Genomic DNA, 8976 nt, shown 5'->3' on the forward strand with positions numbered 1-8976 from the left:
CGCCAGCCAAATCGCCTCGATGCGAATCACCGCAGCCAGCCTTGCAGCCACGCGCCGCACTCGCTGGCGGCCGACAACGGCCAACGCACCGTGATCGTCGTCGCCCCACGGCGCACTTCCACCTCGATTGCGCCGGGCGCTGCTGCCACGTTCGGCACCGTCGCGAGCGACAGCGGAACGAATTCGGCAGGCGACACATCGGTTGAATGACTGGTTTGCTTGCCGCCCTGGCGCTTCGCTTGCCGGGTGATCCAACTGCGAACCAGATTGGCATTGAGACGGTAGTGCAGCGCTACCGCTGCGACCGACACGTGCGGCTGCATCGCAGCACGCATCACTTCCGCCTTGAATTCTTTACTATGCCGGCGGCGGCGCACCGGCTGCACGGCCACTTCGGGATTCGCTTCGAGTTCTTCCATCGTGTACACCTGTCCATTAAAAGTTGTTAATGGACACGATGCTCGCGTCAGAACACTCGGGCTTCAAGGCGACTTTGCCGGGCGCTTACCTTCATGCTAACCGGCGATACGCGGATGCAAGACGGGGCGCTCACACACGCACTTGGTCATGCGTTAATGAATGAACGTTTCCGTGATTTGGCAAAGGGGCTAGGCATAGCCGAAGGCGCAGCCAGTTGGCTTGGGACGCTGGCACACCACGCGCCGGCAGTGCACGAGCGCACGTACCGATCATTGCTCGCGGCACGAGCTCTGGCCGCGGCATCGCGCGGAATCGCAAGCGACGACATACATTTCGAGGACCTGGGCGCGCTCTCTCCGCTCGATGCAACACGTGTCGAGCGCATCGCGGAGCACATCGGTCTGCGCGAGGCATTGCGTGCGGCGTTGCATGGGAATCCCGAAGCGCTCGAGCGCTTCGCTCAGGCAGCGCGCGCGTTGTAGGAGCAGTGTGCTAGCGTCGGTAATCGTTGGCTTCTTCCCACTACCCGGCTGCGCGGATTGCCTGAGCCCGGCGATTTCCTTTTCGCATCCCCGAAACTGTGCCAGGCACACGCGTATCGGCGACGAGCCTGATACGCGTGATTTCGGACGGCGCGCCCAACCGCTTCGGCGGCCCCCAGTATCCGGTGCCTCGGCTCGTATAAATCCACAAGTCGTCGATTCGCGCCAAACCGGCGGTAAAAGGCTGTTGAAACCGGACAAAGAAATTCCACGGGAAAAACTGTCCCCCGTGCGTATGGCCCGAGAGCTGTAGCGTATAGCCGGCTTCCGCGGCTGCGAGCGCGCTACGCGGCTGATGCGCGAGCAGAACGCGAATACGTGCGTCATCGGGCGCGTGCCTGACTGCCGCAGCGGGATCGCTGCGATGAGCGTCGTTGAAATGGCCGGCCGAATAATCAGTGACGCCTGCTACGACGAAAGGCGCGCCGTTGTGTTCGAGAACGACGTGATCGTTCAACAGCACCTGCAAGCCGAGCCGCTGAAATTCGGCGATCCATTCTTCAGCGCCCGAATAATATTCATGGTTGCCCGTCACCAGGAAAGCGCCGTATTTGGCCTTCAAACGGCCGAGCGGTCGTGTGTGTTCCGCGAGTTGTGCCACGCTGCCGTCGACGACGTCACCCGTTACCGCAATGACATCCGCTTCGAGTCGATTCACTTCGGCAACGATTGCCTCGACGTAGGAACGTTTGATCGTCGGGCCGACATGGATATCGCTGATTTGAACGATGGTTAAACCATCCAACTCGGGCGGCAAGTCGGCGATCGGTATATCGACGCTCGCCACCTTTGCCCTGCGTCGTGCATTGATGAATCCGATCGCCGTCGAGATCATTGCCAGCAGGGGCACGCCCACTGCCGAATCGACGCGCCATCGATCGAGCGAGACGGTGCGGGGCAGCAGCGAATCGATCGTCAGCAGAGATGCGATCGACAAGTCGCGCACGAACGTAATGACGAGCAGCGAGGAAAAATATCCCATTACGAGCAGTCCAATCCAGGCCATCCGATCGGCAAGCCGCTGGCGCTTCACGAAATATCGCGCCAGTACACCCAACGGTATGAGAACGCAGGACAAGACGAGCCAAACGACGGCAGCAGCCTTGGCTGGCGTGCCGAACGGCCACTCGGGAATAAGCCTGGAACCAACATAGATATGCAGCAGGACGCCGATACCGATTACTCGAATCAGAAAACTGGAACGGCGCATGGAAAGGGCAACCTCCGCAGGAATGCTGCGCATTGTACCGACCTGCCGAATTGTCTGCTCCGCACCGATCGAACGCCGTGAGCCGGTCTCGACGCTGTGCGTTGCACACCGCGCACTTGCCGGGGATCGTTTGTTCTCCTAATCGATCTAATGCAATGACTTCATGATTCGAGCCCTGCGCCATCGGGCGCTACCGACCGGGGAGGAGAATGATGAAGACGATGAAATGGCTTCATTTGCCCTCGAGCCACCGGCACCATCTCGGGTACGAAGGCAGCCATGTCATGCTGCCGCTCGTGGTGCTCTCCCTGATGGCGTTAGGCGTGTACTGCCTTGTGCGCCACATCGATTTGCTCGAGATCACGCGTACAACCCTGTTCGATGTGGCGATGGTATTCGTGGCCCTGGGGATTGCGGGGCTCTTCGGAGTCGTCGGGGCATGGCTGCGCTCCGGAACGGATGCCGAAAGCGACCGCTTTTGCTTCGCCGGAGCGTTGATCGGCGCGATCGTCTTCTATCTCGCCGTGCTGATTGCGTCGTAATACACCGCTGCGGCATGAGCAGGTTGGTGAAACCTGTCCCGGCGCACTCGCGCCGAGCATCCGCACCGCCTCAGGCGATTCGCGCTATGTCGTCGAAGGCGAGGCGCGGCAGGCGCGCGCGCAACCTGCTGGGATCGCCGTAGCCCAAATTGATCAGGAAATTCGATTTGATCGTCGTGCCGGCAAAGAATGCTTCATCGAGCTTGGCTGCCTGGAAGCCGGACATTGGCCCGGCATCGAGGCCGAGCGCCCGCGCCGCAATGATCAAGTAGGCGCCCTGAAGAGATGCGTTGCGAAATGCCGTCGAGTGAATCATGCCCTCGTTACCGTCGAACCAGTGGCGCACGTCGGAATGTGGATAAAGCTTCGGCAACTGTTCGTAAAATGCCATATCCATTCCTACGATGACCGTAACCGGAGCTGCCATCGTTTTTTCGATGTTTGCCTCGGACAGCGCGGGCCGAAGCTTTTCCTTTGCTTCGGGACTCTTGACGAAAACGAAGCGGGCGGGGCTCGAATTGAAGGAAGTGGGGCCCAGAACCGTCAACTCGACGATCTGTTTCAGGAGCGCGTCGTCTACCGGCTTCGGCAGCAGGCGCTATGGGTGCGGGCGGTACGGAAAATTTGGTCGAGGGCTTCGTTGGACACCGTCATGATCGAAAAAAAGTCGGAGCAGTCGGGTAGGGGTGCAGGTGCAGGGAGCAATCATAACCGCGGTCGGAGGACCGCGTGGGCGCGGCGCTTTGCCGGGGCGGCGTCTCGCGGTTGCATACGCGGATGAACCGATATTGACGAAGCCTCGGGCCGCCCTTAGGGTGGGAGAACCACAAGCCATTCCGGTCGACGCCGCGCCCGGAAGTCGTATGAAGCGAGGAGCCTTTGAATCGCCCGCATCAGCCAATGCTTCCAGGGGTGGCCGAGTTGCCCGAGCCGGAAGTCGATTGGTATCCGAATTGGCTTTCTCCGGGCACGGCAACGGCCATGCTCGAACGCCTCAGGGAAGAAGTCGTCTGGAAACAGGACTCGATCGGCACACCCGGAGGCGTCAAGCCATTGCCCCGCTTGACCGCATGGCAGGGGGAGCCGGGTACTGTCTATGTCTATTCGGGGATCCGGAACGAGCCGCTGCCCTGGTCTTCGACCGTGCGGGCGCTCAAGCATCTGGCTGAAGAGACGACAGGCGTCCGTTACAACAGCGTACTGCTGAATCGTTATCGCAGTGGCAATGACAGTATGGGATGGCATGCCGATCGGGAGCGCGAATTAGGCGCCACCCCGGTGATTGCATCGGTGAGCTTGGGGGCGACTCGCCGCTTCGAGTTGCGACACAATCAGACAGGCGTCGTCCGAACCTTCGAATTGACGAGCGGCAGCCTTCTCGTCATGCGCGGCAGCACACAGGCTCAATGGCGGCATCGCGTTCCGAAGGCGCCCACCGTGCAAGGGGAGCGCATCAACCTGACGTTTCGCTGGGTGTCGCCGCAATAGCGCAAATTTTTAATAGAAATTTAAAAAGTTTATGCGCATAACGTCGCGGTACACCGCGATGGCGCGCCGGATCGGGAGGAACAGCCTGGGGCAGACATACGAGCATCAAAAAAATGGCCCGCCGCCATATTGCCGAGCGGGCCTAGGAGGGTTGGCCTCGAGATGGCCGAGGCTTACTGTACCGATCGCGGCGAGGGAGGGAGCCGCTGCTAAGGAACTGAAAAAAAACTCGCCGTGCGGCGAGTCTGTTCAACTCCGTGCTGCGTTGCGTCAATTCGGGAAGACGCTATTTTCGGGAAGCACCGACTGCTTTTCGACCGCCTGTAGCCGCCACAAGCCCCCCGTGGACACGGGTTTTGTTGCGCATGACCACTGTGCAGCGCCTTGAGCTGCTGCTACGCGTTCGTAGCGGTCGACATGGAGTCCACTCAGCGTGCAAACAGGCGTTGACGTCTGAGGCGCACAGAGCTTTGTGACGCCGTCCTCGTCACGCATATCACCCCACGCGGGCAGGTCGATCCCGTCATGCGACTCTCTGGACCAGACGTGCTCCTTGGTGTCGAGCCACAGCACCGCGTAGTCGTGATTGACGGTGGGGTCGGGACCGTTGATTAGAATCGTGAGTCTCATCGAAAATCGCTCCTGACAAAAACGTTTCGCCACGCCCGGCGTGAGCCGCGATTCGCTCGGCGGGGCCGCATCGGATTTGAATCTGGTTGAGAACTACACTTTAGGAAAAATAAAAGGCGGCCGCTACTGGATCTGCACCGCGACGAGGGTCATGCTTGACGGGCAAGGCCTAGGCGTTCGAGCGTGAGCGGGTCGAATTCGCTGCCGAAATACTTGGACAGCGCTTGCAGGAACTCGGCATTGTCCGACGTGGCGTGCGCGAAAAGCGTCATCGACGAGCGGAATTTGAGGTCGTCGGGGTAGCCGAAGATATGGTCGATCGAGCGGCCCTCTGTTTCATTGACCCATCGCGTGCATTCTTTGAGCCGAGGGCCGAGTACGGGATGGTTCGCATATGCGCGAGCTTCATCGAGCGACGCAATCGCGAAGCGCTGCGCCATGGCGCTCTTACCCAGTCCGGCGATCTGCGGAAAGACGAACCACATCCAGTGCGTGCGTTTGCGGCCCGAGCGCAATTCAGCGCCGACCTGCTCATAGACAGGTGCCTGCGCATCGACGAACCGCTGTAGGTCGTGCGCCGCGTTTTGTGCATCGCTCATTTTCCATTCCCTCCTGCACTCGCACTCGCACGGGCCCGGTCCGAGACGTATTGCCGCTCAGCATACGCTCCCTTGGCCGCGAAAAAGCGCCGCCACCCATTCTGGGTTCGATGGCCAGTAGCCATGCATGTAGGTCGCAAAAATCGAGCCGTGAGCGAATATCCGCTCGCCCGGTTGGTCGGACGACGCTCGTCGACTGTATCCAATGGGCACAAGCGGCGTATCGAAGTGCGAGTAATGGAAAGTATGGCCTGTCATGGTGCCATGCGGTGTCGCGATCTCCTCCATGCCCAGCGCCGCGAGTCGCGTTTGCATCGTTGCATGTCCGGGGAGGAGGCCCAGCATCGGATGGCGTGTGCCTGCGGTGTCCGTCAGGCTTTCGACGAGATAAAGCATGCCGCCGCATTCGGCAATCAGCGGCTTTCGTGCCGTTATGTGCGCTTGGATCGATTGGGCTGTTCCTGCGCTCGCCGCGAGTTTGGCAGCGTGGAGTTCTGGATAGCCTCCCGGAAGATAGAGCGCGTCGACCCCCGGTGGCACAGGCTCGTCGGCCAGCGGGGAGAAGTAGCTCACACGGGCGCCGAGCGCAGCGATGAGCGCAATGTTCGCCGGATAGATAAATGAAAAGGCGGCGTCCCTTGCGATTGCGATGTGCAAGCCGGCCAGCAAGGCAGGCGGGACGTAGGGTGCTTCCGACTGAAATTCGACGGGTGGCGGCAGTTCGGCCAGTGCCGTCTGCGATAGCGCGTCCGCCGCTCTTTCGATGCGTGTCTCGATGCCCGCGATTTCGTCGGCTTGATGCAGTCCGAGGTGTCTGGACGGCAACCCGATCTCCTCGGAAGGCGCCACGTAGCCGAGCCAGCGGATGTCGCGCGGCAGAGCGTCTTCGAGCATCGCGGCGTGGCGCGCGGAGCCGACATGATTGGCGAGCACGCCAAAAAACGGAACGTCCGGGCGATAGCGGGCGAGGCCGAACGCGACCGCTCCGAACGTTTGTGCCATCGCTTTGGCCGAGATCACGGCGGCGACGGGCACGCCGAACTTTGCGGCGAGGTCTGCGCTGCTCGGCGTGCCATCGAAAAGGCCCATTACGCCTTCGATCAGCAGCAGATCCGAGCGTTCGGCCGCCTGTGCAAGCAGGCGGCGGCACTCGCGCTCGCCGACCATCCACAGATCGAGCGAAAACACCGGGGCTCCGCTTGCCCGCGCGAGAATCATCGGGTCGAGGAAATCGGGTCCGGCTTTGAAGACCGTCACGCGCCGCCCCTGCCGACGGTGCATTCGGGCAAGCCCCGCGGTCATCGTGGTCTTGCCTTGGCCGGACGCCGGTGCGCTGATGAAAAGGGCGGGACATGCGGGCATCGTCAGAACTCCACGCCGCGTTGCGCCTTCACGCCCTGTTCGCGATACGGATGTTTGACGAGGCGCATCTCGGTGACGAGATCGGCGGCCTCGATCAGTGCATCGGGCGCGTGGCGGCCGGTCACGACCACATGCAGCATCGGCTCTCGCGCTTGCAGTACGCCCACGACCTCCTGCAACGGCAGATAGTCATACTTGAGGACAGTGTTGAGTTCGTCGAGTATGACCATTCGATATTCTCCGCTTCGAATCATGCGGACCGCCTCGTCCCAACCCTTGCGAGCGGTCGCGATGTCGGCTTCGCGGTTTTGTGTGTTCCACGTGTAGCCGTCGCCCATGGTGACGAAGTCGCATTGCGGATGGCTGCCCAGGAAATCGCGTTCGGAAGTATGAAGGGCGCCCTTGATGAATTGGACGACGCCGATTCGCTCGGCGTGCCCGAGCATACGCACCGCCATACCGAATGCGGCCGTGCTCTTGCCCTTGCCGTTGCCGGTATGGACGATCAAAAGCCCTTTTTCGTGAGTGGCGGCGGCTTGCTTTTTCTCGTGGCCTTCGCGACGGCGTTGCGTCATGCGTTGATGCGAATCGGTATCGGTCTTCATGTGAGTTTCTCTGAGTGGTGTCGTTCAGGCGCCGCCGCAATGGCGACAGTGACGTCGCCATACGCCTGTTTGGCCGCGACGAGACGGCCGCCCGGGACTGCGAGGAGCGCGCACGGCTCGCAGACGCCGAGGGTGCCGACATGCGCGTGAACGAGCGGCGAGCGATCGAGCGCGTCGTGCTCGTCGAGGAAGCGCTCGATCGCTTCGATCGGAAACGTAACGAGCGGAATGCCATGCCGAGTCGCGAATGCGAGCAGCGCAGGCTCGCTGGCCTTCGATGCGATCGTGGCAATGCGCTTGACGTTGTCGAGGCGCAGCCCGCTCAGTGCGGCTGCCACAGCGGATTCGATCTGTTCGACGGTGACGCCGCGCCGGCAGCCGACGCCCAGCGCTAGCGTTGCTCGCGAAGGGGGAGGGGCGCACGATGGATACGTCATGTCGGCTTTGGCCCCGGCGTGCGGTGCCTCACATTGGCGGTGCTGAATGAACGGCGTACGCTCGCGCGCAAACCGTCGAACGAGAATTGGACGAACGCTGCGGCAGCGGCGGCGCGGCCATAAGATAGCACACGCGATACGGCCGGCGAGCCCGCGCGAGAGCGCGTCGATTACACCCGCTCGAGCCGACCGTTTCATCCTGCCGTGAAAATCTAAGCTCGCTGCCAGCGAAACCGTCGATTGTCAATAATTGTCATTTTTTTGCTGGGCGGCTAAAAACTTTTAGACAGACTATTGCGAACATTGAGTTGTTCCGACAGAATGCCGAACAGATGACGTATGGTGCTATGAATCAATAGCGCCCTAAAAATAACAATGGCCAGCGACATAGGAGACCATCCCCGTGTCGAAAACGAGAACAATACGGGCTGCACTTTCCTTGGGCAGGAATGCAAATGGGCATGGTGGATAACAACGGGTGGCGCAAACGTTTGCCGCGACATGGTGCAAGTGTCGATGGCGTCCTCATTTCTTCGTTCGGCATTGGGTCTCGAGATCCGCAACGCGACGCTCCGCCTTAAATCCTGTTTCTTGACGTTCGTCCCTGGAATCTCCGGATGCTGATCGATCCGGGGCAGGGCGGCGTTTTTCATGTTGCGTCCAGGTATTCCTCGCGTGATGGGGAAGGGGCTTTCTTTAACTAAAAATCCCGACTCTCGAATCGCAATCACTGGCCGGCGTATGTACGTGGCCTCTCAAGGTCTAAGCGTCAGTCGTGTAATTAGGGGTACTAACTAAGCGGCGATATTTGTCGGCGCGTGTCTATCCGATGGCTCCTTCGACACAAAGCTGTCATGAACCCTGGTGTGACACGAATTGGTTCGCAAAGCGCGTTGTTTTAACAGCCTCTTTTGAATTCCGAGTGGGTGATGTTAGCGGGTCAAGGGCGGGCGTAAGCCCGGCGCAGCGAACCCTTGAGGCGCTCTGAATCGACAAGCTGAGGTATGGCTGGTGGCGGCAGAATGCGGCAACCAGCCATACGAGACGAAGCGAACATGACGAATCAACTCTTTGAAGCCGCCCTGGGAATCAAGGCCCCGTGGTACGTGCAAGGCGTCGACTTTGATACGGCCAAACGGCA

General features: G+C 60.6%; 11 protein-coding genes and 1 pseudogene. 3 read left to right on the forward strand and 9 right to left on the reverse strand.

Annotated elements, in window-relative coordinates:
* Nucleotides 1-26: 26 nt before the first annotated feature.
* Nucleotides 27-419, reverse strand: a complete 393-nt coding sequence (locus tag GWC77_RS26045) for a helix-turn-helix domain-containing protein (protein ID WP_173261821.1) — start codon at nt 417-419, stop codon at nt 27-29.
* Nucleotides 420-575: 156 nt separating this feature from the next.
* Between GWC77_RS26045 and GWC77_RS26050 the strand changes: the two genes are divergently transcribed.
* Complete coding sequence (locus GWC77_RS26050; RefSeq protein WP_173261824.1) at nt 576-902, forward strand: hypothetical protein; 327 nt, start codon at nt 576-578, stop codon at nt 900-902.
* Between the two features lie 40 nt (nt 903-942).
* Here GWC77_RS26050 and GWC77_RS26055 read toward each other — a convergent pair whose 3' ends face one another.
* The gene (locus tag GWC77_RS26055; protein WP_173261827.1) at nt 943-2172 is read right to left on the reverse strand and encodes a metallophosphoesterase; all 1230 of its coding nucleotides are present in this window, start codon (nt 2170-2172) and stop codon (nt 943-945) included.
* 212 nt (nt 2173-2384) lie between these two features.
* Between GWC77_RS26055 and GWC77_RS26060 the strand changes: the two genes are divergently transcribed.
* On the forward strand, nt 2385-2714 hold the full coding sequence (locus GWC77_RS26060) for a hypothetical protein (protein WP_173261830.1): 330 nt from the start codon (nt 2385-2387) through the stop codon (nt 2712-2714).
* 70 nt (nt 2715-2784) lie between these two features.
* Here GWC77_RS26060 and GWC77_RS26065 read toward each other — a convergent pair.
* Nucleotides 2785-3368 (reverse strand): annotated as a pseudogene (locus GWC77_RS26065) (malonic semialdehyde reductase).
* Nucleotides 3369-3614: 246 nt separating this feature from the next.
* Between GWC77_RS26065 and GWC77_RS26070 the strand changes: the two are divergent.
* A complete protein-coding gene (locus tag GWC77_RS26070; protein ID WP_173261852.1) occupies nt 3615-4202 on the forward strand; it encodes an alpha-ketoglutarate-dependent dioxygenase AlkB in 588 nt (195 codons plus the stop codon).
* A gap of 270 nt (nt 4203-4472) precedes the next feature.
* Here the strand turns inward: GWC77_RS26070 and GWC77_RS26075 are convergent, their stop codons facing one another.
* The 6 genes from GWC77_RS26075 to GWC77_RS26100 all read right to left on the reverse strand — a co-directional run bounded on the left by GWC77_RS26075 (nt 4473) and on the right by GWC77_RS26100 (nt 8488).
* On the reverse strand, nt 4473-4832 hold the full coding sequence (locus GWC77_RS26075; protein WP_173261833.1) for a DUF3564 family protein: 360 nt from the start codon (nt 4830-4832) through the stop codon (nt 4473-4475).
* A gap of 149 nt (nt 4833-4981) precedes the next feature.
* Nucleotides 4982-5431: a DUF1810 domain-containing protein gene (locus tag GWC77_RS26080; protein ID WP_173261836.1), complete on the reverse strand. Its 450-nt coding sequence runs from the start codon at nt 5429-5431 to the stop codon at nt 4982-4984.
* Nucleotides 5432-5488: 57 nt separating this feature from the next.
* The gene (locus GWC77_RS26085) at nt 5489-6793 is read right to left on the reverse strand and encodes a cobyrinate a,c-diamide synthase (protein WP_173261839.1); all 1305 of its coding nucleotides are present in this window, start codon (nt 6791-6793) and stop codon (nt 5489-5491) included.
* A gap of 2 nt (nt 6794-6795) precedes the next feature.
* Complete coding sequence (gene cobO, locus GWC77_RS26090) at nt 6796-7398, reverse strand: cob(I)yrinic acid a,c-diamide adenosyltransferase (RefSeq protein WP_173261842.1); 603 nt, start codon at nt 7396-7398, stop codon at nt 6796-6798.
* Nucleotides 7395-7835 (reverse strand): cobalamin biosynthesis protein, encoded by a 441-nt coding sequence (locus GWC77_RS26095; RefSeq protein WP_173261845.1) that lies wholly within the window; start codon nt 7833-7835, stop codon nt 7395-7397. The genes cobO and GWC77_RS26095 overlap by 4 nt, the downstream gene beginning before the upstream one ends.
* 272 nt (nt 7836-8107) lie before the next feature.
* Nucleotides 8108-8488 carry a hypothetical protein gene (locus GWC77_RS26100; protein ID WP_173261848.1) on the reverse strand — a complete coding sequence of 127 codons (381 nt, stop codon included), beginning with the start codon at nt 8486-8488 and terminating at the stop codon, nt 8108-8110.
* Nucleotides 8489-8976 lie beyond the last annotated feature (488 nt).

This window comes from Paraburkholderia sp. NMBU_R16 (assembly GCF_013282575.1).
Taxonomy (GTDB): domain Bacteria; phylum Pseudomonadota; class Gammaproteobacteria; order Burkholderiales; family Burkholderiaceae; genus Trinickia.

Bases quoted from the DNA above. Each gene is read 5' to 3' on its own strand.
- cobO (WP_173261842.1), bottom strand. From the start codon at position 7,398: ATGAAGACCGATACCGATTCGCATCAACGCATGACGCAACGCCGTCGC.
- GWC77_RS26080 (WP_173261836.1), bottom strand. From the start codon at position 5,431: ATGAGCGATGCACAAAACGCGGCGCACGACCTACAGCGGTTCGTCGAT.
- GWC77_RS26045 (WP_173261821.1), bottom strand. From the start codon at position 419: ATGGAAGAACTCGAAGCGAATCCCGAAGTGGCCGTGCAGCCGGTGCGC.
- GWC77_RS26100 (WP_173261848.1), bottom strand. From the start codon at position 8,488: ATGAAAAACGCCGCCCTGCCCCGGATCGATCAGCATCCGGAGATTCCA.
- GWC77_RS26070 (WP_173261852.1), top strand. From the start codon at position 3,615: ATGCTTCCAGGGGTGGCCGAGTTGCCCGAGCCGGAAGTCGATTGGTAT.
- GWC77_RS26085 (WP_173261839.1), bottom strand. From the start codon at position 6,793: ATGCCCGCATGTCCCGCCCTTTTCATCAGCGCACCGGCGTCCGGCCAA.
- GWC77_RS26060 (WP_173261830.1), top strand. From the start codon at position 2,385: ATGAAGACGATGAAATGGCTTCATTTGCCCTCGAGCCACCGGCACCAT.
- GWC77_RS26095 (WP_173261845.1), bottom strand. From the start codon at position 7,835: ATGACGTATCCATCGTGCGCCCCTCCCCCTTCGCGAGCAACGCTAGCG.
- GWC77_RS26075 (WP_173261833.1), bottom strand. From the start codon at position 4,832: ATGAGACTCACGATTCTAATCAACGGTCCCGACCCCACCGTCAATCAC.
- GWC77_RS26050 (WP_173261824.1), top strand. From the start codon at position 576: ATGAATGAACGTTTCCGTGATTTGGCAAAGGGGCTAGGCATAGCCGAA.
- GWC77_RS26055 (WP_173261827.1), bottom strand. From the start codon at position 2,172: ATGCGCCGTTCCAGTTTTCTGATTCGAGTAATCGGTATCGGCGTCCTG.